This is a genomic window from Bacillus alkalisoli, assembly GCF_002797415.1.
Classification (GTDB): domain Bacteria; phylum Bacillota; class Bacilli; order Bacillales; family Bacillaceae_I; genus Bacillus_CD; species Bacillus_CD alkalisoli.
In genome coordinates, this window is record NZ_KZ454944.1 from 579,542 (window position 1) to 605,459 (window position 25,918).

The 25,918-nt window shown below is 34.2% G+C and carries 16 protein-coding genes; 13 read left to right on the forward strand and 3 right to left on the reverse strand.

Annotated elements, in window-relative coordinates; translation table 11 throughout:
- Positions 1-75: 75 nt before the first annotated feature.
- Complete coding sequence (locus CDZ89_RS02710) at positions 76-381, reverse strand: hypothetical protein (protein WP_100333189.1); 306 nt, start codon at positions 379-381, stop codon at positions 76-78.
- A gap of 408 nt (positions 382-789) precedes the next feature.
- Here CDZ89_RS02710 and CDZ89_RS02715 point away from each other — a divergent pair, with 408 nt between their 5' ends.
- The 6 genes from CDZ89_RS02715 (at position 790) to CDZ89_RS02740 (ending at position 9,099) form a co-directional block, all read left to right on the forward strand.
- Positions 790-3,081 carry a cell wall-binding repeat-containing protein gene (locus CDZ89_RS02715; RefSeq protein WP_198508221.1) on the forward strand — a complete coding sequence of 764 codons (2,292 nt, stop codon included), beginning with the start codon at positions 790-792 and terminating at the stop codon, positions 3,079-3,081.
- 118 nt (positions 3,082-3,199) lie between these two features.
- On the forward strand, positions 3,200-4,966 hold the full coding sequence (locus CDZ89_RS02720) for a cell wall-binding repeat-containing protein (RefSeq protein WP_100333191.1): 1,767 nt from the start codon (positions 3,200-3,202) through the stop codon (positions 4,964-4,966).
- A 201-nt stretch (positions 4,967-5,167) separates the two neighbouring features.
- The gene (gene wecB, locus CDZ89_RS02725) at positions 5,168-6,310 is read left to right on the forward strand and encodes a non-hydrolyzing UDP-N-acetylglucosamine 2-epimerase (protein ID WP_100333192.1); all 1,143 of its coding nucleotides are present in this window, start codon (positions 5,168-5,170) and stop codon (positions 6,308-6,310) included.
- 76 nt (positions 6,311-6,386) lie between these two features.
- Positions 6,387-7,427, forward strand: a complete 1,041-nt coding sequence (locus CDZ89_RS02730) for a GNAT family N-acetyltransferase (protein ID WP_157842668.1) — start codon at positions 6,387-6,389, stop codon at positions 7,425-7,427.
- Positions 7,428-7,442: 15 nt separating this feature from the next.
- Positions 7,443-8,357 carry a PIG-L deacetylase family protein gene (locus tag CDZ89_RS02735; RefSeq protein ID WP_100333194.1) on the forward strand — a complete coding sequence of 305 codons (915 nt, stop codon included), beginning with the start codon at positions 7,443-7,445 and terminating at the stop codon, positions 8,355-8,357.
- Positions 8,358-8,370: 13 nt separating this feature from the next.
- Positions 8,371-9,099, forward strand: a complete 729-nt coding sequence (locus tag CDZ89_RS02740) for a WecB/TagA/CpsF family glycosyltransferase (protein WP_100334250.1) — start codon at positions 8,371-8,373, stop codon at positions 9,097-9,099.
- Positions 9,100-9,286: 187 nt separating this feature from the next.
- Here CDZ89_RS02740 and CDZ89_RS02745 read toward each other — a convergent pair whose 3' ends face one another.
- On the reverse strand, positions 9,287-10,561 hold the full coding sequence (locus CDZ89_RS02745) for a nucleotide sugar dehydrogenase (protein WP_198508222.1): 1,275 nt from the start codon (positions 10,559-10,561) through the stop codon (positions 9,287-9,289).
- Between the two features lie 346 nt (positions 10,562-10,907).
- Between CDZ89_RS02745 and CDZ89_RS02750 the strand changes: the two genes are divergently transcribed.
- The 7 genes from CDZ89_RS02750 to CDZ89_RS02780 all read left to right on the forward strand — a co-directional run bounded on the left by CDZ89_RS02750 (position 10,908) and on the right by CDZ89_RS02780 (position 24,914).
- The gene (locus tag CDZ89_RS02750; RefSeq protein WP_100333195.1) at positions 10,908-12,329 is read left to right on the forward strand and encodes an O-antigen ligase family protein; all 1,422 of its coding nucleotides are present in this window, start codon (positions 10,908-10,910) and stop codon (positions 12,327-12,329) included.
- Between the two features lie 324 nt (positions 12,330-12,653).
- Positions 12,654-17,177: a cell wall-binding repeat-containing protein gene (locus CDZ89_RS20345; RefSeq protein ID WP_319830026.1), complete on the forward strand. Its 4,524-nt coding sequence runs from the start codon at positions 12,654-12,656 to the stop codon at positions 17,175-17,177.
- A gap of 294 nt (positions 17,178-17,471) precedes the next feature.
- Entirely contained in the window at positions 17,472-19,550 is a 2,079-nt protein-coding gene (locus CDZ89_RS02760; protein WP_198508223.1) for a cell wall-binding repeat-containing protein, read from the forward strand.
- Positions 19,551-19,647: 97 nt separating this feature from the next.
- Positions 19,648-20,352, forward strand: a complete 705-nt coding sequence (locus tag CDZ89_RS02765; RefSeq protein ID WP_100333197.1) for a hypothetical protein — start codon at positions 19,648-19,650, stop codon at positions 20,350-20,352.
- Positions 20,353-20,867: 515 nt separating this feature from the next.
- Complete coding sequence (murJ, locus tag CDZ89_RS02770; RefSeq protein ID WP_100333198.1) at positions 20,868-22,382, forward strand: murein biosynthesis integral membrane protein MurJ; 1,515 nt, start codon at positions 20,868-20,870, stop codon at positions 22,380-22,382.
- A 92-nt stretch (positions 22,383-22,474) separates the two neighbouring features.
- A complete protein-coding gene (locus CDZ89_RS02775) occupies positions 22,475-23,572 on the forward strand; it encodes a glycosyltransferase family 4 protein (protein ID WP_227521426.1) in 1,098 nt (365 codons plus the stop codon).
- Positions 23,573-23,852: 280 nt separating this feature from the next.
- Positions 23,853-24,914: a glycosyltransferase family 4 protein gene (locus CDZ89_RS02780; RefSeq protein ID WP_100333199.1), complete on the forward strand. Its 1,062-nt coding sequence runs from the start codon at positions 23,853-23,855 to the stop codon at positions 24,912-24,914.
- 36 nt (positions 24,915-24,950) lie between these two features.
- Here CDZ89_RS02780 and CDZ89_RS02785 read toward each other — a convergent pair whose 3' ends face one another.
- Complete coding sequence (locus CDZ89_RS02785) at positions 24,951-25,913, reverse strand: LCP family protein (RefSeq protein WP_100333200.1); 963 nt, start codon at positions 25,911-25,913, stop codon at positions 24,951-24,953.
- Positions 25,914-25,918 lie beyond the last annotated feature (5 nt).

Sequence of the window (25,918 nt, forward strand, 5' to 3'; positions counted from 1 at the left end):
AATAGTTTTTTAGGTTGAAAAATTTCACAGCATAAGTTAGTTCTTCTTTTTTTCCATCAGTTGTTTCCAGTCCTTTTACTGAAACCTCAAACAATTTCTCCCTGTAGCAATGACTACTGTATTAGAACCAGATTCCCAGCCATGTTCAGAAATAGCTGTTGTTGTACTGAATCTACTAGAGCCTGATAAACGCGTCTCGATATTAGTAGTACTAGAATTAGCATATGAAGAGGTCGTATTCACTTGTACGGTTGGATATGACATTTTATGCATGTTTTCGGCATTTGTAGTCGTAAGTGGAAGCAATAAACTTCCAAAAAGTATGGTACTTGCGACCGTTTTAGTAGCAATTCCAATAATTTTTTTGTTTGGTTTCCCCATTTCCTCACATCCTTAGAAGTTATTGTGTATATTTGTTAATATTATACAATGAATCTACCAATACTAGACAATTTTTTCATAGACAACATAGCGAAAAAAACACCCTATGTTTTGGTGTTTGGATAAAGGTTTTATTAGTATTCTCCTATACTACTATTACTCATTTTAATTCATAACTAACCTTCTCTTTTAAACCACCAGAATGAATTTTGTAGGAAAATGAAACGTCATATGAAAAAATGTGTATTTAACTAAACTACATAAAATTTGGTGAAATAAAATATTACAAAATATAACCAAATTGTAGTCTATTATACTTATTTCGACATTTTACTTATTTTGGCTATTTCTTTTAAACTATTAATTTGGTATAACTTAACTATGAAAAAGAATAGGGGGAAAGATAGAGTGCCGAAACTTTTAAAGATATTTTTTGCCATAACGTTAATCTTCACGACGATATCGGCAGTTTCTAACGACGTCCAAGCCAACGGAAATGATAGAATTGTTACTGTAGAATTAAGGAATTTTATTGGAAACACCTCACAACTTGATATCGTCTTACGAGGTGAATATGAATATGATGAAACATTATTTGAAGAACGATTACAACCTCACACTACTTATAGACTTAAAGTAGAAAATTCTAATATTAATATTTACTTAGGAAGTAGAAAAATTGGTGAGGTAGGAAACTCCTTTGTTATTAAACCAGTTGAGTATAATAAAGCAACGTATACAACGATGCTTTTAGGGAATGGGAATCGCCATTATCTTGGTGAATTAAACTTCACTGTGCAAGCGAACCAACACATTAGACCATACAATAAATTACCTTTAGAACACTATGTAGAGGGAGTAGTACCTCGTGAAATGCCTGCATTATGGAATGCTGATGCTTTAAAAGCTCAAGCAGTTGCAGCCAGAACGTACTATTTAAGAAGCTTTTCTAGAGAAGGTGCGATTATTAATGATACCCAAGGTCATCAGGTATACGGAGGAATAGATTTATCTTATCAAAAGAAAATTGAAGACATAGTTAATGCAACGAAGGGTGAATATTTAACTTATAACGGAGCGATTATCTCTGCTGTATACTCATCTAGTAACGGTGGTCATACAGAAAGTAACGCTATTTGGAGTAGTGCTGTACCCTACTTGCCAGCTAAACAAGACCCTTACGACTTAGCTGCTAACAATGCATCAGCTGCATTTAAAATTGAACTTGAAAAAGAGCAAATTAGTTTACTAGGGAAAGATTTAAAAGCGCCTGATAAATGGTGGAGCGTATCAAGAGAATTAAACTCAGCACCTGCAGAAAGTTTAAAAACATGGCTTAGAAATAACGGATATGCGAATAAGGAATTAAAAATCGTATCAATTCCTAAGTTAGAGATTTCCCCACAAAGAACTAGTGGGAATCGCATAGTTTCAGGCTCCATTTGGGTCGAGTTTTTTGTGAAAAATGAAAATGGAACTTACGTAAAAAATGCAGATGGAACAATTAGAAAACATTTAGTTAAACAAGAGAACATAAAAGCTGATCAATTACGTGCTATGTTAGGAACAATGAACTTTAGAAGTTTATTAGTTACTAGTTTTGACACTCCTGTTAATGTAGATATTACTAGAACTTCTGGACAAAGTAGGGTTGATACTGCTATTGAAGTATCTAAACAGCTTTATCCATCAGGATTCCCAGTTAACCATGCACATAAAACGGTATTCATCACGACTGCAGCTGATTTTGCAGACGCATTATCAGCGGGACCTTTAGCTGCCCAATATGGGAATGCACCAATACTATTAACATCAAGTAATAGTTTACCGGATGCTGTAAAGCAAGAAGTACAACGTTTAAATGCAGAGAATGTTATCATCCTTGGTGGTACAACAGCTGTAACCAACCAAGTAAGTACTAGTTTATCTAATATTTCAACAGTTAGAAGAGTTGAAAGATTAAGCGGAACTAATAGATATGAAACAAACTTAGAAATTAATAAGCGATTACAAGATGTAAATGGAGTTTTTGTTGCTTCAGGTTCAAATTTCGCTGATGCTTTAGCTGCTGCGCCAATAGCCGCGAGTCAAAAATGGGCGATAGTTTTATCTAAAACTAACTCGATTCCAGCTAATTCTGTTGCTTTTATTAAAGACAAAAATAAGCAAGTTAACATTTTAGGTGGATCGTTAGCTATTTCAGATAACGTTAGAAATGAACTTCAAGCTGTAGTAGGCGCTAATAAAGTTAATCGATTATCCGTACCTGGAGGAAATAGGTATGATACTTTGGCAAACATTTTAGAAACTTTCCAAAATGATTTAGATCTTAGTAAAGTTCTATTATCGACAGGTAGAGATTTTCCAGATGCACTAACATCTGCATCGTTAGCTGTAAACACGAATTCGCCACTTGTATTAGTGGGTGAGAGCAAAAACGCAAATGTAGAGAAGTTCTTAGAAGCACATAGAAATACAATTAATGTTGTAAATGTTTTAGGTGGAAAACAAGCCGTTTCTGATAGCCAAGTGAATTTTATTGCCGACCTTTCCAAAACAAAGTACATTATAAACGGTAGAGGTTTCGGACACGGAATTGGAATGAGTCAATTCGGTGCAAACGAAATGGCGAGACAAGGTAAGACGTATAGAGATATTCTATCTTTCTATTACCCTGGTACAAATTTATCTAAACAATAATCTTTTAAAAGAACTCGATATTAATAGTCGAGTTCTTTTTTTTGTATGAAATCATACTAATATTTGGAATTTTTATGTATACTAGATTAGTAGAGAAAGTATAAAGGGGGAAATTTAAGTGTATAGGAAAATAAAAATAATAATCGCCTTTACGCTTGTTATGTATTTAGTTCCAAATATAGGGCAAGTACATGCAACAACTTGTACCACTCCTAATAATATTGTAATTAATCAATTGCTAACAGAAGAAGCGTTAAAACAAAATGTTCCACCAGAGATTGTAAAAGCAATTGCTTTGAAGGAGTCCGATTGGGAACAATGTGAAAATGGTAAACCACATATTTCACCTGATGGCGGAATCGGAATTATGCAAGTAACAGATCACGAAGGTGAGTATAATTTTGACACAAATAGGCTTAAAACCGATATTCAATACAATATCCAAGTAGGTGTCACGATTTTAAATGACAAATGGAGGCTTGGCGGATCCGTTATCCCTACTCTTAACGATAAAAATAGAGATGTACTAGAAAATTGGTACTTTGCCGTAATGGCTTATAATGGACTTGTACATAGAAATAGTCCTAGATTCAGGGATGGTGGATCAAGAAATTATAATACATACCAAGATGATGTTTTTAAAATTATTAAAGAAAGTAACCATTCGTTACAATTAAATTTAGCTTTAACCGAAGTGAAAATTGAAGATTTGCAGTACTTAGATAACAACAGGTTAAGTTTTCGTGAGAAACATTACAACTTAAAAGGAAACTTTCAATTAACAAAGCATAAATTTAAGGCTAATGAATTTGTTTTAACACCACAATCTTTAACATTACGCGATGCTCCATCAACGCAAGGTAAAGCTATTAAAAGTTTATCTAATGAGGTTGTGACTATTCAAGGTGGTATAGCATATGATCAAAGAAATTCTATTCACAATCACTTTGTTTGGTATCCTGTCATAACACAAGATGGACGAGAAGGATATGTTGCATCTAGTTATTTAAGCTACTTCGGGGAACGAATATCGGGAGGTAGTCGATTTTTGACAGCGGTCGAAGTTTCTAAAAGTGGTTGGGATCGAGCAGACACGGTAGTACTTACAAAAAACAATGATTTCCCAGATGCCCTTGCGGGTGCTCCTTTAGCAGCGAAGTTGGATGCACCAATTTTATTAACGCACAAAGATCGCCTGACTCCCGAAACAGAACAACGAATAAAAGAACTAAAAGCTAAACACGTTGTTATTCTTGGTGGAATAAATGCTGTTTCCACAACAGTTGAAAAAGCGTTAGAGGAGAATGGATTAACAGTTGAAAGAATTGGTGGAGGGAACCGTTACGAAACGGCGGCGTTAATAGCAAAACGTTTAGGCGGAAATCCTGAAAAGGCAATCGTTACTTACGGTGGCAATTATCCGGATGCCCTTTCCATTGCGCCATATGCAGCAACGAAAGGATATCCAATATTATTATCGAGAAAAACCCTCTTACCAGATGAAACGAGAAATGCGCTTAAAGGAATATCTTCCACATATGTAATTGGTGGTGAAAATGTCATCTCTGAAAGCATAAGAAGAGAAGTTAAAGGCACAAGAATTAGTGGGGGAAATCGATTTGCGACATCGGTTGCTATTGCTGAATATTTTAAAATGTCTACAGACGAAGTTTATATTGCAACTGGCTTGAATTTTGCAGATGCATTAACAGGTTCTGTACTTGCAGGGAAGAATAACGCGCCAATCCTATTGGTTCGTCAAATTACTCTCCCACCAGAAGTGAAGGACTATGTACAGAAACAAGAGGTAAAGAGCTTTAAAGTATTAGGTGGATCATCGGTTGTTAGTGATAGTTTAGTTAATAACTTAGTTAAAACAAAATAAGCTAAAAAACGACCGCGCAATTTATAATAGATAAGTTGTGCGGTTTTATTTACATGTTTATAGATGAAATTAACAAAAGTAAGTAAATTGTTGCAGATTAATCAGTATTTACTTGCAGATTGTTACTAGTATCATGATATGATATGGTTAGTTATAAGGTTGAAATTTATTGATGTAAAATAAACAGTTGTAGGTGAAAAAATGGTTAAGAAAATAAAGGTAATGACTATTTTTGGGACAAGACCAGAAGCGATAAAGATGTGTCCTTTAGTGTTAGAACTCGAGAAGCACTCAGAAAATATAGAATCAATTATTACGGTAACGGCACAACATCGTGAAATGTTAGATCAAGTATTAAGTATTTTTCAAGTAACTCCTGATTATGACTTAAATATTATGAAAGATCGACAAACTCTAACAGATGTTACAGTACGTGCTCTTGAAGGTTTAGATGAAGTGATGAAGCAAGTTAAACCTGATATCGTTTTAGTTCATGGGGATACAACTACAACATTTGTTGCAAGTCTAGCAGCTTTCTATAATCAAATTGCAGTAGGACATGTAGAAGCAGGTTTACGTACGTGGAATAAATACTCTCCATTCCCAGAAGAAATAAATCGTCAAATTACTGGTGTTATTGCAGATTTACATTTTGCACCAACTGAAAAATCTAGTCATAATTTACTTCAAGAAAATAAGGAAAAGGAAAATATTTTTATTACTGGAAACACAGCAATTGATGCGCTAAAAACAACTATTGGTGATAATTACACCCACGAGGTGCTTCGTAAAATTGGCGATGACAGGATGATTCTTTTAACAGCTCATAGACGTGAAAATTTAGGAGAACCAATGCGTAACATGTTTAGAGCGATAAATAGATTAGTAAATGAACACGAAGATGTTCAAGTAGTATATCCGATACATATGAATCCTGCTGTACGTGAAATTGCAAACGAAATAATTGGAGATAATCCAAAAGTACATTTAATTGAGCCATTAGGTGTATATGATTTTCATAATTTTGCATCAAGAGCTTATATTATATTGACAGATTCAGGCGGTGTGCAAGAAGAGGCACCTTCGTTAGGTGTTCCGGTATTAGTTTTACGGGACACGACTGAACGACCTGAAGGAATTGAAGCTGGTACGTTGAAATTAGCTGGAACTGATGAGGAAACTATTTATAAAATGGCATATGAGTTGTTAAATGATATGCATGCTTATGAAAAAATGGCAAAAGCATCCAATCCTTACGGAGATGGGAATGCTTCGCAAAGGATTGTGCAGGCGATATTGTACCATTTTGATCTAGCTGAAAAACCTGATGTATTTCAGGCATAGTAAAATATAAGCCAACTGTTTATTAGCAGTTGGCTTTATAGATAGCATCTGTAACCTTTAATAAAGGATGGTTAGTATGAGTGTAAGAAGATATAAACAGGGGGATGCCCCAAAAATTCGTAACCTATTTAAGAAAGTGTTTCAAAAAGAGTATACGGAAAAAATGTGGAAATGGAAATTTGAGTGTAATTTCGACGAAAAGCAAGAGCCATGGGTTTTAGTTTATGAAGAAGGTAATGCCATTTTAGGTCATATTAGCTTATGGGTAAACGATGCGTATGTTTATGGTGAAAAAAAGAAAATTGGCTTGAGGATTGATACAATGGTAGATCCTGATTCAAGAGGAAAAGGGATTTATGAAAAGTTAAACGAATATTTATTAAAGGAAGCAAAGAAAGATAACATAGAGTTCTTATATGGATTCCCAGCACCTAAGGCAAAGGAGCTTTTCATTAAACACACTGGTGCAGAGCATATGATTGACATGCCAAGATATATTTCCATTTTAAGACCATTCATTTTAATGTCTTCTAAACTCCCTATCCTTTCGGTTGGTAAGAAGTTAGATGATATTATATTTCGTAGAAGAAAAAAGAAGCTAGAAAATAAAGATAGTAGTAATTATGAAATAAAAGAGGTAAATCGATGTAGTCAGGAGTTCGATGAGTTAGCTGAAAATACGAAGGATATGTATAAGGCTTGGTTAGTTAGAGACTCGAATTATTTAAACTGGAGATACATACAACATCCTGAGAAAGATTACAAACTATTTGGTTGCTATGAGCAGGAAAAGCTAGTAGGATATATTGTTATAGGAAAAAGTAGTAATGTAGCAAAAAATATTACAACTGGTATTATTTTAGATTTCTTATTTATTGAAAAAGATGGTATAAGTGAGCTTCTACTTAATAAAGCTATGGAGTATTTAATAGATGTATCTGTTATTCAAACTTGGGCATTACCTAATAGTTCCGTTATTGCCACTCTAGAAAAAGGCGGCTTTATTTTAAAAGATAGTCCGATGCCTCTAGTTGGTATAGAAGTAAATCCTCAATTAAGCGAATTAAGAAAACACGAAAAATGGTGTATTACACCTGGAGATGTAGATTCTTTTTAAATTGGAGTTTGATGTATGATGAAAAGAAGGGTATTAAGTTTCATTAAACCTTTTATCACACCTATAAATAAAATAATCCTTTCGAATTACTTTAAAGGTGTCCATTCTGTTCAACCGTTATCCGAAAAAAGAGTGTTATTACTAGCGCCACATGTAGATGACGAGACGATTGGAGCAGGAGGAACATTAAAAGCATATGCGGATTTAGGGGCAGAAACCCATGTGCTTTTTTTAACAGATGGCTCTGGTAGTAATTCTAATGAAGATGCAAGATTAATTGTAAAGCAACGAAAAGAGGAAGCCAAAGAAGTACAAAAGTTATTAAAAATAACCAGTATAGATTTCTTAGATGAAAAAGATGGGGAGTTAAGAAGTACTTCAAAAGTTCAACAACGATTAAAACAAAAAATAGAATCAATCCGCCCTGAAGTAATATTTATCCCTGTTTTTGTAGATTGTCATCCAGACCATATTGCTACTAGTCATATACTACTAGACACGCTCTCCTCAATAGATAGTGCATGGAAAAATGATATTAAAATTAGGTTGTATGAAATTAATACGTTACTACCGAAGGAAGAAATTAATTGTATAGTTGATATAACAAAGTATATGGATGTAAAACAAGCAACAGTAAACGTATTTGCTTCGCAAGCTATTGATTTTGATGGGTTTATGGCTCTTTCTTCGTTAAAAAGTAACTTAGTAGAAAATCATGCAGTTAAAGCTGTTGAAACTTTCATGGAATTAAGTGTTTCAGAGTTGGATGAGCGGATAAAAAACAACTCTGCAAAGGAATATAGCAAGTATTTTAAACAAGTTAATAAAGAAGCTACTCTATTATATGCTATTTTTAAAAATCTAAAATATAAAGAAAAAGTGTATCAACATTGTGCTAGTACTAAGTGGAATGATGTCAAATATAAATAAAAGGAATGATATCATGTCTAATACTGAACAGGTTTTGGATGTAAATGTTACAAGTTTAAATTATGATCAACTAATTTCTAGTGTTAATCAAAAAATTATGGGGAATGAACAAGCAAATATTATAGCTATTAACCCTGAGAAAATTATGACACTACAAAAAGATCAAAAGCTAAAAAACTTAATTAATAGTGCAACGTTTACTATTCCCGATGGAATTGGAATTGTATTTGCATCTAAGCTTAATAATGGGAAAATTTCTAGTCGTATAACAGGTGTAGATTTGTTTATTCGACTTTTAGAATTAGCAAATGAGAAACAGTATAAGATATTTTTGTATGGTGCAAAAAAACAAGTTGTGGAAAAAGCTGTAGGTAATATAGAAAAAAAATATCCAAACTTAACAGTTGCTGGTTATAAAGACGGTTATGTAAAGGATCAAAATGAGTTAATTGAAGAAATTAACCAATCAGGTGCGCAACTACTTTTTGTTGCACTTGGTAGTCCGAGGCAGGAATACTGGATAGAAGAGAATAAAAGTAAATTGAATGTTAATATTTTCCAAGGTGTGGGTGGAAGCTTTGATGTTATTAGTGGGGAAGTGAAACGAGCTCCTTTCTTGTTTAGAAAAACAGGATTAGAGTGGTTTTATCGATTACTTTCCCAACCTAAAAGATTACGTAGACAGTTAGCCTTACCTAAGTTTTTAATCAAAGTTTTATTTCATACTAAAAGAAGGCATTAAAGGTAATTATTCACCTTTAATGCCTTTTTATTTGAATCATTTTTATCATTACGGTTCGTTTAGTGAAAAACGAATATTTAGTTCGTTATCTTTAGATAACGCTCGATATAAAACGTTAAATATAATAATGATTATGTTTTAATATTCGTTTTTCGTATAGAAATTGTACATTATGAAACTCACTCATTTATATAGGTTTAATTGTGTATATGTTATTAAAATTATATAGGACTGTATTGGATTCATCCGTTTGCGTGCATATTCCTTTTGTGTCAAATAGCACATTGTTATTCATTGTAGCTAGTACATTTGAGCTAACAATCTCTTTGAATTCATGATGATCCGAAAGGATAACTGCTAAGTCTGCACCGTCTAATGCTTCTTCCAAACTTAATAGGTCGAAAGGAGCTTTTTCATTCAAAACATGTGGATCATGAATTGCTAGTGTAATATTCTTTTCCCCTTCAAGAATATTAATAACATCAAGTGCAGGACTTTCACGATAATCATCAATATTCCCCTTATAAGTCACACCTAATATAGCTACTTTAGGATTTGCAATATTACTTATTATTTCCTTAATGTTTTGAACAACAAAAGAAGGCATAGAATTGTTAATATCTCTAGAAGTCTGTATTAGTTTTGCTTGTTCAGGAGCTTTTTCAATAATAAAGTATGGATCTACTGCTAAGCAGTGCCCACCAACGCCTGGTCCAGGTAAATGCAAGTTTACTCGTGGATGTTTGTTAGCGAACTGAATAACATCATGAGCATTGATTCCTAGGTGTTTAGATATTTTAACTAATTCATTTGCTAAAGCGATATTAACATCTCTAAACGTGTTTTCCATTAATTTTGTCATTTCTGCAGTTGTAGAATCTGTTTCAATTACATCGCCTGTTACAACAAGGCGATATAGGTCTGCCGCTTTCTTTGTTGCTTCAGGTGTTAATCCGCCAACAATACGAGTATTTTCAATTAATTCCGTTAAGATTCTTCCAGGTAATACTCTTTCAGGACAATGTGCTAAGAATATGTCATTTTCTGATAAGCCTACTTCATTAAAAATAGGAGCAACTACATCACTAATTGTTCTAGGAGGAATAGTTGACTCAACAATTACAATATCACCAGCTTGAACAAGTGGTGCAATTTTCTCACATGCTGAAACAACATAGTCGACATTTGCTCGATAATCCTCATGAATAGGAGTTGGTACAGCTATAATATAGGCATCTGATTGTTCTGGTAATGTTGACGCTTTAAGCTTTCCTTCCGCAACTACGCGTTTCACTAATTCCGGAAGCCCAGGTTCCTCAATGTGAATCTCTCCCATATTAATCTTGTTAACGATTTTTTCACTAATGTCTACTCCAATCACGTTAATACCAGATGCAGCGAAAATGGCCGAAGTGGGTAAACCTATATATCCAAGTCCGACAATACATATTTTATTAATCATATTTGTCATCTCTTCCTTTCTCAATAAATCAAATTAATATCAAATGATTGTACTAGATAATACTAGGATTTTTTTGTTTGTTAGTCAAATAATCTACTGTTTCCTTTAAATAAATTAGTTTACGAACGATATAATATTCTGTATACTTTATTGAAAAAAGAGCAGTTTGCTACAAAATTATTTGGTATATTAATTAAGTGAATCCATTTCATAATTAAGGTTCGTTTAGCGAGACTCAAGTAAAATTAGTTTAGGATTATAGTGGCTTTTTTATCCTGAAATAAAAAATGTTTCAAATAGATTTTATGGTATCGAAAGCTAATCAGAAATTAAGTTGGGGGTACATATGGGTATTAAAGAGGTCTTTAGTCGATTAAAAGATAATAGTAATCAACTTTTATTAATTTTTATCATTTTTCAACCTATTTTAGATATTTTAACAGCATTCAATATATACTATTTAGGTACAAGCATTACGGTAGGATTACTAGTGCGAATGGCCTTTTTACTATTTGGATTATTGTTTATTTTACTTTTCTCTGAAAGTCACTTGAAAAGACCGATTGGCGTTTATTTACTTTTTTTACTCTCAGTAGTTGGTATAGGATTTATAGGGAACTTTTTTTCTAAACCAGTATTTAATATTTTTTATGAAGTGCAGTTCGTAGCTAAAGCATTATACTTTGTCGTTATGTTTCTATCGTACCTATTAATTTTTACTACACTACATACACACAAAGTATTTGTAACTAAATTCCAGCAATACGTTGTCTATGCAATGACAATTGTAGGGGCAGTTTTATTGTTTACGTTTGTAACAGGTACTGGCTTTAACACATATGAGTACGGAAAAGCAGGAAATAAAGGTTGGTTCTATTCAGGAAATGAGTTAAGTGCCATACTATCCATCGGCTTCCCGTTTGTTATTATGTATGCTGTGAGAAAAATGAACGCCTGGAAGGAAATCTATTATTGGCTGCCTGCGTTAACTTTAGGCTTCTCCGCATTGATGTTAGGAACAAAAGTTGGTCATTTATCCATATTATTAGTTTGTGGACTAACCCCTATCATTTTATTAATAGAATGGTTAAAGTCAGCAAAGTTAAAAGAAGATACGAAAGCAATTAAACGTAACTTAATCGTAAGTATTAGTGCCATTCTATTGTTTATCTTGTTAACTCCTATTACTCCTGCATATACTAATACGGCTGGCCATTACACTTCGGTTAATGAAAAGTTATTAGAAGAATTGTTGGAAGAAATGGAAGGGGAAAACGAAATAGATAATAAAGAATTGGAAGAAAATAATGCCTTAAAGGAAAAAATGGCAGAGAATAAATTCTTTAAGAATAAACTTGTTACAGTTTTACTGAGTAATAGAGATGTTTATTTATATCGTACACATACACATTTTGTTGCAGCTCCAATTCACCAAAAACTATTCGGTTTAGGATATGCAGGAAATTGGGAAGACCATCCAAAATTGATTGAAATGGATTTCTTTGACTTATTTTATTCGTTCGGAATTATTGGTTTCATATTGTTTATTGCTCCATTTGTTATTACAGTATATTTATTAGTGAAAAATCTATTTGTGCTTAAATATAAAATGTTAAGAGCGGATGTATTATTCCCTTTAGTTTCGTTGGCATTAGCAATTGGTGCAGCCACAATAGCAGGACACGTATTATATGCTCCAGCTGTTAGTATATATGTGGCTGCTATACTTGCTTATTTATTAAATCATTCTAATAAAATAGAAAACTGATAATAAAGAGTTGTTTTAGTAGGTTATAACTACTAAAACAACTCTTTTACTTTTTTTTACATTTTTTCAGGAATGCTAAGCTAACTATAAGTAATATTTTTACAAAATAAAAGTAGTTATGTCGTACTATGTAAAAATTCTGAATATATCTAATTGACTAAATTGTTTATATTCGATAAAATATTGAAGTGTACTACAAAAAGGAATTAGTAGAAAGGAGTGGTATGTTTTTGTATTTTTGGTAGATTAGTATAAATCTACCAGTTCAACATAGAGAAACATACATACTTACTGAAATAAGATAATCATGGGGGAGGAAAAGTTTTGGGAAAGTATCGTAAATTGTTAGCATACGTAATGATTTTTTTATTAGTTTTTTCAAGCTTCCAATTTGGATTTGCAACTAATTCAAGTGCAAATGTATCCAAACAGGATCAGCTAAGAAATGCTTTAGAACAAGCGGGTTATGAAAAAGTAGAAGACGTAAAAGAAGAAGCGCTTCATCAATTTAGTGCAACAGATAAAGTAAGGGTAATCGTTGAATTATCGGGAGAAACTCCTATTGAGTACGCTACAAAACAAGGGGTTTTATATAAAGAATTATCCGAAAGCACAAAAACAAGCCTTCATAACAAAGCGGTTTCTTTACAAGAAAGAGTAAAGACTGAAATCGGATCTAAAGGTGTATCATTAAAAGAAATTAACTCTTTTAATACTGTATTTAACGGCTTCAGTGGTGAAGTTGCTTATGGCGACATCTCTAAAATCGAAGCGTTAAGTTCAGTTAGCAAAGTTTACTTAAGCAACGAGTATTATCCTCCAGAACCTCAAATGAATACAAGTCACGGTTTCATTCAATCCGCTTTAACATGGGGAGATGCAAAGTTTAAAGGAGAAGGGATGATCGTAGCTGTAATTGATTCAGGTATTGATCCATCTCATAAAGACTTTGTACTAAGCCCGGAAACGGACTTTACACTAACAAAGAATTTAGTTAATAGTTTAGTAGCTGAAAAAGGATTAAAAGGTAAATTCTTTACTGATAAAGTTCCTTACGGTTACAACTATTATGATAAAAATCAACAAGTATTAGACTTAAATGCTGCAACTAATGACCATGGTATGCACGTTGCAGGAACAGTTGTTGCGAACGGAGAAATCTTCGGTGTTGCTCCAGAAGCACAAGTTTTAGGGATGAAAGTCTTCTCTAATGACCCTGTTATTGCAACAACTTGGTCAGATGTATACTTAGTGGCTATCGATGAAGCGATTAAATTAGGTGCAGATGTACTTAACATGAGCTTAGGTTCTACTGCTTCTTTCTATGAGGTAGATAGCCCTGAAGATTTAGCTATTACACGTGCAGTTGAGAACGGTATTGTAAGCTCTGTTTCAGCAGGTAACTCTGGACATATCGGTTATGGATTTTGGAATCCATTATTCCAAAACCCAGATATCGGTTTAGTTGGAGCTCCTGGATTAAATAGAGACACAATTCAAGTAGCTGCATCAGGTAACGTAGGCTACTTATATCAACACACTATCAATGTAGAAGGTAACGAAGATTTCACAGCTGTTGGTTATGGTATGGATAGTTGGGATGGTCTTGAAGGCGCAGAACTAGTGAGTTTAGGTGGTAAACTAGGACATCCTGCTGACTATGATGGTGTGGATGTAGCAGGTAAAGTTGTAGTTATGCCACGTGGAGCTCTAACTTTCTTTGATAAAACAAAGAATGCTGCTGAAGCAGGAGCAAGTGGTATTATCGTTTATAACCATAACCCTGCGGCATTTTTCTGGGAAAACCAAGGTGGATGGCACATTCCATTCATGAAAATTCAAGTTGAAGATGGAGCTGCATTAGAAGCTGCATTAGAAGCTGGTGGAACAACTCTTGAAGTGGAAGAATTAAAGCGCTCCGAGGATCCTGAATTTGGTCGTATGACTGAATTCACTTCGTGGGGAACTACTCCAAGTTTAGAATTAAAGCCAGAGCTTACTGCTCCAGGTGGAAATATTAACTCTACTATGTCTAATAACAAGTATGCAGTTAAGAGTGGTACTTCAATGGCAGCTCCACACGTAGCTGGTGGTGCGGCATTAGTACAACAATACTTAAAATCTGATGAGCGTTTTACAGATTTAACTGCAGGCGACCGTACTAGACTTGCGAAAGTTTTATTAATGAACACGGGTAAAGTTATTAATGATCTAAATGATCAGCCATTCTCACCACGTCGTCAAGGTGCTGGTATGATGCAAACATTTAGCGCAGTTGATACACCAGTTTATGTTGTTTCAAAAGAAACAAATGAAGGTAAAGTAGAGCTTTATGACTTCGAAAACAAAGTTGTATCCTTTACACTAACAGCAAAAAATATTTCTGATGAGACAGTAAAGTATGATGTAGATGTAAGAACTCTTACTGATACATTTGCAGTAGATTCATATGGTGACGATATTAACGCATTAATCGCAGGTGACTTTGAAGGGGTGAAAGTTACTGCTCCATCAACAGTTACAGTTCCAGCAGGTGACTCTGTTGACTTTACTGTAACGTTAGATTTAACAAATGCAAAAATACCTGGATTAGGTAAACTTCAAGAAGATATTTTTGTTGAAGGTTTCGTAACATTAACGGATGAAAAAGGTATTGAAGCAGAATTATCTGTACCATTCTTAGGATTCTATGGTAAATGGGATCGTCCAGCTATTCTAGACGGATTAGGCTTCTTTGGTGAAACAAAGTATTATGGCCTTCCTGGTGACATGGTATCTACACTTAATGGAGGATTATATTTAACTCCAGTACTTCAAGATGGCGATGAGAAGTATTATGCAATTAACCCTAATGTTGATGCTGGATATTTCACTAATATTCGTCCATACATTTCATTCTTGAGAAATGCGAAAGAAGTGCAATTTAACGTATTAAGCGAAGATGAAAAATCTCTACGTACTATATTACGTCAAGAAAACGTGCGTAAAAACTTCATCAACGGTGGATCAGGTTCATCTGTTTCAAATATTGCAACTCGTACTTGGGATGGAACAGTAAACAATAAAACTGTTGAAGACGGAAAGTACTACTATGAAATTAAAGGGAAAGTCGACTATGCTGGTGCGGGATGGCAGTCTTATAAATTCCCTGTTGTAGTAGACTCTACTGGTCCAGTAATCGATGCAACAATCCAGAATAAAGTTTTATCTTGGAATGTTGAAGATGCTGGTGTTGGTGTAGATTTAATTGGTATTTATGTAAACGGAACTCTTGTAACCGAATCGAAAGATACTGAAGGCACACTTGATATGAGTGAAGTGGATAGCGCTTCTCTAATCGAAATTGCTGCATTTGACAGAGTTGGAAACTACAGCGAGAAAGTAGCTAGTATAAATGACTCTTCTTTACCATCAGTAGTGGTAGGTCAAAGCACTCCTGTTTTAGGTGGATTCTATACTAGTTATGAAGTACCGGTAGCTGGATATGCTACAGACAACGTGAAAGTTGCGTCTGTAACTGTAAACGGTGTAGAAGCAGCTTTAACGTACACTGAAGGTAGATACTATTTTGATACGGTTGCTACTTTCACTTCTGAAGGAGAAAAAGATATCATTGTAACAGCAACGGACTTAGAAGGTAACGAATTCTCTATTAACCGTGTTGTATACATTGATACAACTGCTCCGACATTAGAAGTGAAAGTTCCTAAATTTGTAGACCATGACGTAGAAGAAGTAACGGCAACATTCCATTTAAAAGATAACTATGACTATTTATCTTTAGCTATTAATGGAAGTCAAGAATTTTTGCGAGCAAGTTATCGTATTGTTCCTGCAAATGTAACTTTTGAAAACACATTACCATTGCAAATAGGTTACAACACATTCAACGTTGTATTAACGGATGCTGCAGGCCATACTGCTGTAGAAAAAGTAACAATCTATCGTAACGAGAGCGAAGAACGCGTGGACCGTGTAAGCGGTACAAGCCGTTACGAAACAGCTGTTGAGTTAAGTAAAGCTGGATGGGAAACTTCTGATGTAGTTGTAATCGCTCGTGGAGATGATTATGCGGATGCATTAGCTGGTGTTCCTTTAGCTAAAAAACATGATGCTCCACTTCTATTAACTGGTACAAAAACATTACCAGCTGTAACAAAAGCTGAAATTGCACGTCTTGGTGCGAAAACAGTTTATGTTTTAGGTGGAACTGGTGCTGTTAGTGCTGAAGTAGAAGCTGCGCTAAAAGCAGAAGGCGTTAATGTTAAACGTATTTCTGGTGCGAACAGATATGCAACGGCTGCTGCAATTGCATTCGAAGTAGCTCCACAAGGTGCAAACAATGGGGTAGTAGTAGTAAATGGAACGAACTTCCCAGATGCATTAGCTGTTGCTTCATACGCTGCACAAAATGGTATGCCTATCTTATTAACAAACGGTAAGGCGTTACCACAACAAACTCAATCTGCTTTAGTTGGACTTGCTCCAAAGAAATCGATTGTAGTTGGTGGAACATTGGCGGTATCTAACAACGAATTAGCAAGTTTACCAAACCCAACTCGTATTGGTGGTAAGAATAGATATGAAACGGCATTAAATGTTGTTAAGCACTTCAACAACGATGCAGACCATTTCTATGTTGCTACTGGTAGACAGTTTGCAGATGCACTTGCTGGCGCTGCAAGCGCTGCAAAAGATGGAACTGGTATGTTATTAGTAGGTAACAACGTTCCTGCTGAAGTAGAAACTTTTGTAAAAGAAAACGGCGTAGAAACATTAACAGTTGTTGGTGGAACTATTGCTATATCTACTGAAGTTTACAATAAGTTAGTTAGCTTATTGAAATAATTAGTAATAGGAAAAGTTGTCTGGTATTCCAGGCGGCTTTTTCTTTTGCGCTAAAAAGACAAAAATATATTTCAACCTCATTTAGTTAAATGAACTCGTCTAATTTTTTAAAAAATATTATCTTAATCTAGCACTTAGTAGCTACTTCGATTTTATACACTATTAAACTAGTTCATAATAATGAAGTTATTGGGTAATTTTTCAATTAAAATAGTACTCTATTTCGACAAAAATAGGTGGTATAATATAACAAGATTCGTCATTTATTACAATTTAGGGGGTTTTGTTACAAAAGTGAGTAAGTTAAGAGTTTTATTTTTAATGGGAGTTTTGTTGTTAGTTTTTCCGCTATCGACTTTGGCAGAGAAAGTATTAGTTATTGATCCTGGACATGGAGGACGATTTCCAGGCACATGTGGTTTAACAGGTGCACAAACTGGATATTGTGAAAAAAGCGCTGCATTAGATATTGCTTTAAAACTAAGAGATGCGCTGAAAAATACAGATATCAAAGTCTATATGACGAGAAGTACAGATGTTCACTTTGCCCAAACAAATGCAGAGGACTTAGCAGAAAGAACTAGAGTAGCAAATTCATTTGTTCAAGGAAACCATGATAATAGTCTGCTTCTTTCGATTCATCACAATGCGGTACCATCTAATCCACACGTTAGAGGATTAGAAACGTATTATTATGATGGTATTAACCATTACAATCCAACATATCCTCCTGACCCTATGCAGTTAACTTTAGTAAATGAAAATAAACGTTTTGCTGACTTCGTACATTCCGAAGTGTTAAAGAAAACGGGATTAATAGATAGAAAGGTTCGTAATACGCAAAGTTTCTTCGTGATAAGAAATGCACAAATGCCAGCTGTATTAGTTGAATTAGGTTATATGACTAATAGAGATGAGGAAAGATTAATTAGAACTACAACTTTTCAACAACAATCTGCAGATGCATTAGCAAAAGCAGTTATTGATTATTTTAAAGTATTCGAAGTCTTTGATGAAAAAGGGAAAAAGCTTGCTACATTTAAATCAAGAGATGAAGCGTTAACATATGCAGGAAACCAAAAAACGTTCGTAAAAGTATTCGATAAAGACAAACAACAATTTATTTATACTAGTGATAAATTCCATGTGTTTAACAAATTAGGTACTAAATTAGGTGAATTCACTAATGAACGTGATGCGATATCTTTTGCTGAAAAACAAAGTAATGTAAGGGTTGTTCAAGATAGAACGAACTTTATTTTATGGTCAAACTATATCCCAACGAAGTATGAAGCATACAACGGTAATACTTTAGTAGGTAGTTATGTAGACTACTTCCAAGCGGAGTCGGTTGCTAAGCAATATACAAATGCTAAAGTAGTTACTATTCCTTCTAACAATGTAGTATGGACGAATAATTCGAATATAAAAGTTGATAGAGTTGTAGCTGTTAAAAGAATTTCCGGTGCAAGTCGATATGCTACTGCACTAGAAATTTCAAAAGAAATGTATCCAAATGGATTTGCAAATGATAAGGAACATAAAACGGTTATTCTAGCTACTGGAGAGCATTTTGCCGATGCGTTATCAGCAGGCCCATTAACATCTAAATATGGAAATGCACCAATATTACTGACAAAATCTACTGGACTAAATCCAGAAGTTCTAGCAGAAATTAATCGATTAAATGCAAATCATGTTGTAATAGTTGGTGGAACAATAGCTGTTAAAGAAGAAACAGAAAAAACATTAATAAATGCAGGTTTAAGTACGACAAGATTGAGTGGTGCAAATCGATATGCGACCAATGCAGCCATCCTTACAGAGCTTGGTCAAACAAATGGTATGTTTGTTGCTTCAGGTAGTAACTATGCAGATGCATTAGCGGCAGCGCCTATTGCAGCAGCTAATGGTTGGGGAATTCTGTTAACTGCTCCTAACGAGATTACAAATGAGGCATTATCTTTTGTGAAAAACAAAGAAACCGTAATTGTTGGAGGAACACTTGCTATTTCGCCTTCAGTGGAACAGAAAGTAAAAGGAAGTGCAACTTCTAGTAAAGTCACAAGGCTATCTGGTCCTAACAGATACGATACACTTGCAAGCTTATTGTGGCATTTTGACGGAGTATTCACTGGAGAATCTATTTTACTTTCAACAGGTCAAAACTTCCCAGATGCATTAGCAGCGGCACCGTTAGCTATTCATAATGGAGCACCACTCGTGTTAACTAGTGCAACTAGAAACCAAAATGTAGAATCTTATTTAATGTCTTATGGTGCTAAAAATCGCATTAATACATTAAAGCCTATTGGTGGTACAGAAGCGGTAAGTAATAGTACAATTGATGTTGTGAGAAATAGAGTAAAATAAGTTTTGTGTAAAATTAGAGTAGAATAAGATAAAGAACTCGATAGTGCCTTCTAAGGCATGTATATCGAGTTCTCTTTATGAAAGGTGATGACTGATAATGAAAAAATTCTTTATGCTACTCATAACTTGTAGCTTAATAGTTATTGTTATTGGCTGTAAAAATAGCGTAGAAGAAACGAAAAAAGACGTAGAACAGCGTGTAGATGAAAAAGAGGAAGAAACGTTAACTGAAAATGAGGGGCAAGAAGAAGACGTTGAAGAGGATAATGAGAGCCCGTCTAATCATGACGTAGATAAGTTGGTTGGACTTCAATTATATAAACCAACCGTTGGCATGAAGAAGACATTCACGGATGGAGAAGAACCTATTCTGACAGAGTTTGTTATCGCAGAAAACGAAGACTTCATACAATTCGCCTATGTTATTGGTGGACATGCGGGTACTCAAATTTTTAAATGGACAGAAAATGAGATAACACTCGTATATGATGAAGAAGCTACTGACTATGAAAAGAGTATGTTAGACACATTTGCTTCATCTAATAATATTGAAGTGGTACTTAGCTTAGATGAGACAGCAAAAGCTAGTTGGGAACTAATTGAGACAAACTCTGTGGTGGAAGTTCCTTATGGCACTTTTGAACAAGTTTATGTGGTGAAAAAAATAACTGACGAAGTAGAAGGTGCAGAAACGATTTATACTCGTTACTATGCTCCGAAATATGGATTAATAAAAGAAACATTTGAAGTAACTGGGGAGTATGGATATAAAGGTGAAACGTTACTTAGCAATATCGAGTGAATGAAAGGCTGTCCGAATTGGACAGCCTTTCTGTTTAGAAAGCTTCATAAGACGTCTACTTCCGATAAGACAACAACGGTGTGTTATCTTATTTCTCTCTTGAACCTTCAAGTGTTGACTCCGATGAACTGTCGCTTTGAAAATATGTTCTTAAGTTCTAAATATATTGTAGAAAAAATGGTGTTATGGTATCGTGATTTCAGTGTAGTTTTTTATAGAAAAAGCTGTGTTATAGCTTAGTGTTGATAATTTTATACTAATACATGTTGATTTCCGTGCAAGGCTGAGACTCCTCGAAAATGCATCCCTGTCGTAGCCTTCCTTGTCCTGCGGGAGAAGCGAGGAGCGGAAGATCCCACAGGCGCATGCGCCGAGGAGTAGGTTTTTTCACGACAGTGAAAATAACCTTTCTTTTTACCGCACGCGGAAAGCGAAGCCTTGCACGGAAATCAACAACGAACTTTAACACAGCCGTAGAAAAAGAAGGTTGATCATTATAGATTGTAGGTGTACATATGTCTAAATTGAAAGTTGCGAGTATTTTATTGCTTTTTTCTACTTTTTTCTTGAAATTTTCAAGTATGTTAAGAGATGTCACAATTGGTTATTACTTTGGTTCATCCTCTATTACAGATGCATACTTTGCAGCGATGACTATTCCTACTGCAATCATTCTTTTTATGTTAACAGGTATGAAAGGTGCATTTTTACCAAGTTATTATAAATATGAAAAAGATAACAAAGGATTTTCTCACTTAACGAATATTGTGAAAGGGACATTTGGTATAGGAGTAATTATATCCTTAGCAGGAATTATTGCTTCCCCATATATTATCCGTTTCTTTTATCCTAGCTTTACGGATCAGGCGGCTGAAGTTGCTGTCTGGACATTAATTTTTTATTTTGCAGCGGTTGTGCTAGTTGGAGTTAATGCTGTATATGAAGGATACTTCGATGCGAAAAAGAAATTTTCATTTTCTACATTTTCACAAACAATCGTAGTTATTTGTACCATTGGTTCAATGATTATTTTACATAGCCATATAGGGATATATTCCGTTCCTATAGGCTACTTTGTCGGAACCATTATTTCCTTGATCATGAAGCTTTTATATTTAAAACCTGCAAACTTTTTGAATTGGAAACAAAAAATAAATCGTAAAGAAGTGCAAATGTTTTACATTGTGTTTCTTCCAGTTGGCTTAACAATCGCAGTCGGGCAGATTAACATGTTTGTGAACACGTTATTTGCAGCAGGATTGGGTGAAGGTGTTGTAACAAACTTAAATTATGCATTCCGACTAGTAAATATACCACAAGCTATTTTTGGTGTCGTGATTGCGACGATTATCTTTCCTATATTAGCAGAAGCTAAATCGCAAAATAATGATTTGTTGTTTAAAAATGGAATAGAAAAAGGATTATCCTTTATGTTCCTGTTTTTAGCCCCTGCTGTTGCGGGAATGGTATTACTAATGAAACCACTTGTCCAATTAGTATATGAAAGAGGGGCTTTTGACTCAATAGCTACTTCTTTAACAAGTGAGTATGCCATTTTTTATATCGGTTCCGTATTGTTCTATAGTATTCAAGCTGTTATTGCAAAAGGTTTTTACACGTTAGAAAAAGGACATTATATTTTAAGGGTGGGGATTTTTTCCATAATATTAAATGTTATTTTTAACGCTATTCTATCAAAGTTGATGGGACCTGTAGGATTAGCACTTTCCACATCTTTAGTAGGTTTTATCTATTCAGCAATAACTTTTACAACATTATATAAGCTTGTTGGTGGTTTTAATCTAAGAAGAATCGGGTTAGAGTATACTAAAATAGCCATAAGTACAATTTGTATGATCGGTTTACTTCTCCTTGTAGTTCAATATTTAGAGGGATTCGGAAATGTCTTTTATATTATCACTGCCATAATAATTGGCGTACCAGTTTACTTTATTGCACTGTTTTTACTCAAAGTAGAATCTTTAAGAGAAATTCTGAGGAGTAGTAAATTAAAAAAATTAGCTAAATGAGTTCTTTTCATTATTATGACTAATATACGAACCGAACTTATAATTATTAACTCAAATAATGTACAAATTTGCAGATTGAACAGGTGAGATAAATGAAAAAAGTTTTAGTTTTAAGCAACATGTATCCAAGTGAAAAGTCTAAAACATTCGGCATTTTTGTAGAAAATCAAGTGAAAGCACTTAAAGGTAGAGGGCTTGAAGTAGACGTTTTAGCTATAACAAATACGAATAATTCTAAAGGTGCATTAATAAAGAAATATTTTCAATGGGGATTAAAAACGTTATGGAATGTCGCAACAAAAGGGAAAAGTTATGATGTAGTACATGCTCATTATGTATTTCCAACTGGAATCCTTGGTTTATTATATAAAAAATTTTTTAACAAGCGATTGATTGTTACGGCCCATGGTGGCGATATTGATAGGATGAGTAAGACAAATCCGCTAATACTAAAATGGACAAATTACATTTTGCAAGAGAGTGATCATATTATTGCGGTTGGACAAGAATTAAAGAGGGCTATACACGAAGATTTTCAAGTTCCAACTGAAAAAATATCGATTATCAATATGGGAGTAAATCGAGATGTGTTTTTACCTATTGAAAAGAAACTAGCTCGACAACAATGTCAGATTGGACCAGATGAGATTCCACTTTTGTTTGTAGGGAATTTAATCGAACAAAAAGGCATCTTAGAGCTTTTAGTGGCATTTGACAAAGTGAAAAAAGAAATCCCGAATGTTTCGTTATATATTATAGGAACAAAAAAAAGTAATGATTTTTATGAAAAGATTACTTCAATAAGTAAGGACATAGGAAGTGTTACGATAATGGATGCAAAACCACAGGCTGAAGTAGCTCAATGGATGTCTGCTGCCGAAGCATTTATCTTACCTTCCCACTTAGAAGGTTTTGGCCTAGTTGCATTAGAGGCTATGTCTTGTCACACACCAGTTGTTGGAACTAATGTTGGCGGACTGTCTTATCTTTTACAAGGTGGAGCTGGTGTACTGGTTGAGGCGAAAAACCCTGAGTCATTATTTGATGGAATTATCCAGTTGTTAAACGACAAATCCAATATCGCTTCCATTGTTCAAGAAGGAGAAAATCAGGCGGACAAAAATGACGAAAGAAAAATGATTAATCATGTCTTAAAACTCTACGGACTAAGTACACAAAAAGATAAATAATTTAGAAGTATTTAATATTAACACATGAAACTTTTTTGAATCAAATACGTCTAATGAATGTCCAACCAAAATAGATAAGACTTATGTTCCATAGTGGTTAACAGCTTGTCATCATATTTTAATATTAAGGTAGTTTAATAGTTTACATGAATTATGCTATAATGCACTTTGTAATGGTTAAAATGAAAGAATATGCAAATTGTCAAAATCATCTAGTAATAGAAGAAAGAAATAGAGAGAAAATATTTATGAACTTACTTATGAATTGGGTGGTAATAAAATGGACATAAAATTTCTAATTGCATTTTTTGTATCTTTTTTGACAGTCCTTATCATTACACCGTTTGTTATAAAATTTGCACATAAAATTGGAGCAACCGATCAACCTAACAATAGAAAAGTTCATCAAAAAGTTATGCCACGGCTTGGTGGACTTGGAATATTTATTGGAGTGGTTGCTGGATATTTTGCAACAGGACTATACAACGAAAGAATAACTGGCATTATTGTTGGTGGTATTATCATCGTTATTATAGGTGTACTAGATGATAAATACGAATTAAGCGCAAAATGGAAGTTACTCGGTCAATTAGCAGCTGCAGGCATTATTGTGATGACAGGTTTACGAATTGAATATATCTCAATCCCTTTTGTTTTAGAATCTTTCCATATCGGTTGGTTCGCAATCCCACTTACTATCTTCTGGATTGTCGGAATTACAAATGCAATTAATTTAATTGACGGTTTAGATGGATTAGCAGCAGGAATCTCATCTATTGCGATTGCCACCATTGCTGTACTAGCATTTATTGCTGGCAAAGATTTAATTTTAATCCTTTCTTTAATTGTCTTAGGTAGTACAATCGGTTTCTTATTTTTTAATTTCCACCCAGCAAAGATATTTATGGGTGATACAGGAGCCTTATTTTTAGGATATTGTATATCAGTTTTTTCTTTATTAGGTTTATACAAAAGTGTTACGTTATTCAGCTTATTTATACCTATTATCATTTTAGGTGTACCAGTTTTTGACACTGCGTTTGCTATTATTCGAAGGCTTTTAAATAAACAACCAATATCTGCTCCAGATAAAAGCCATTTACACCATCGTCTGTTAGCAATAGGATTCTCACACCGAAACACAGTTCTTGTTATGTACGGCTTTGGAATATTCTTTAGTATGTGTGCCGTATTCTTAACTTCTGCAACATTACTCGGAACCATTATTATAATGATTGTTTTAGCATTGATCTTACATGTAATTGCAGAATTAGTCGGTGCTGTTAAAATGAGAAATAAACCATTCTTAAAGTTCTATAGAAAAGTGTTCGGAAGACAATAAAAAATCCCCTTCACTGATGAAGGGGTTTTTTTTACCTTAATTTAATTGTAAATGCTGACGAAGTTCTCTCTTTACTTCCGCTAAAGATTGTTCATCTAATTGGTAATAATAAACACCATTTATACGTGAATCCTGTCCACTAATAGATAAAGATTCTGTTGAAAGACCTAAAGCATAATCATGTAGAGCGACGAGTTGTGAAAAACGCATATTCGTCGTAATGTTATTACCTAAAGCATCAATTACATTTCCGTAACTCGTGATGGACGATACCGAAGCTGCTTCCTTAATAATTCCTTGTACAATTAGCTGTTGACGTTTTCCACGCTCAATATCGTTGTCTAATTTTCTTGTTCTAGCTAATGCGAGGGCTTCCTCTCCATTTATAACTTGAACACCTTTTTCTAATGATATTGCATTTTTTCTATCATGACTGTCCATTTCTGTAAAAGAAATAGGCACATCCACTTCTATTCCACCTAAAGCTTCAACTACTTCAATAAATGCAGTAAAATTCATTCGAACATAATAATCAACTGGTATATCCAACAAATCTTCTACCGTATTAACGACTCCATCTATTCCATGGAAAGCGTGGGCATGATTGATTTTATCATACGTACCCCGATCAGGCTGCATGACATACGAATCACGTGGAATACTTAACATCTTGACACTTTTATCTTTTCTATTAAAGGTTGCTACCATAATAGCATCTGTTCTTGCGCTATCACCAAAATTACGGCTACCTCCATCATCAACACCTAAAAATAAGACGCTTATATTATCTTTTCCAGGGTCTACTACTTTGTCACGAAGTTCAGACTTTCCTCCACGCTTCAAATCTAAATGTGCATCACCAGCTGCCACAATAGCTTTATACGTTATAAAACTACCATAAACGAGTCCCATCATGATAAAGAAAAGCAATGGTAAAACAAGTAAAAATCGTCTTCTTTTCTTTTTATGTCTCTTTTCCATACGGGCATTATATTTCATAAGTT

What these genes read in the sequence shown, in the direction of transcription:
- CDZ89_RS02710 (WP_100333189.1), bottom strand. Translation starts at nt 381, where the DNA reads ATGGGGAAACCAAACAAAAAAATTATTGGAATTGCTACTAAAACGGTC.
- wecB (WP_100333192.1), top strand. Translation starts at nt 5,168, where the DNA reads ATGGTTAAGAAAATAAAGGTAATGACTATTTTTGGGACAAGACCAGAA.
- CDZ89_RS02730 (WP_157842668.1), top strand. Translation starts at nt 6,387, where the DNA reads ATGAGTGTAAGAAGATATAAACAGGGGGATGCCCCAAAAATTCGTAAC.
- CDZ89_RS02735 (WP_100333194.1), top strand. Translation starts at nt 7,443, where the DNA reads ATGATGAAAAGAAGGGTATTAAGTTTCATTAAACCTTTTATCACACCT.
- CDZ89_RS02740 (WP_100334250.1), top strand. Translation starts at nt 8,371, where the DNA reads ATGTCTAATACTGAACAGGTTTTGGATGTAAATGTTACAAGTTTAAAT.
- CDZ89_RS02745 (WP_198508222.1), bottom strand. Translation starts at nt 10,561, where the DNA reads ATGATTAATAAAATATGTATTGTCGGACTTGGATATATAGGTTTACCC.
- CDZ89_RS02750 (WP_100333195.1), top strand. Translation starts at nt 10,908, where the DNA reads ATGGGTATTAAAGAGGTCTTTAGTCGATTAAAAGATAATAGTAATCAA.
- CDZ89_RS02765 (WP_100333197.1), top strand. Translation starts at nt 19,648, where the DNA reads ATGAAAAAATTCTTTATGCTACTCATAACTTGTAGCTTAATAGTTATT.
- murJ (WP_100333198.1), top strand. Translation starts at nt 20,868, where the DNA reads ATGTCTAAATTGAAAGTTGCGAGTATTTTATTGCTTTTTTCTACTTTT.
- CDZ89_RS02775 (WP_227521426.1), top strand. Translation starts at nt 22,475, where the DNA reads ATGAAAAAAGTTTTAGTTTTAAGCAACATGTATCCAAGTGAAAAGTCT.
- CDZ89_RS02780 (WP_100333199.1), top strand. Translation starts at nt 23,853, where the DNA reads ATGGACATAAAATTTCTAATTGCATTTTTTGTATCTTTTTTGACAGTC.
- CDZ89_RS02785 (WP_100333200.1), bottom strand. Translation starts at nt 25,913, where the DNA reads ATGAAATATAATGCCCGTATGGAAAAGAGACATAAAAAGAAAAGAAGA.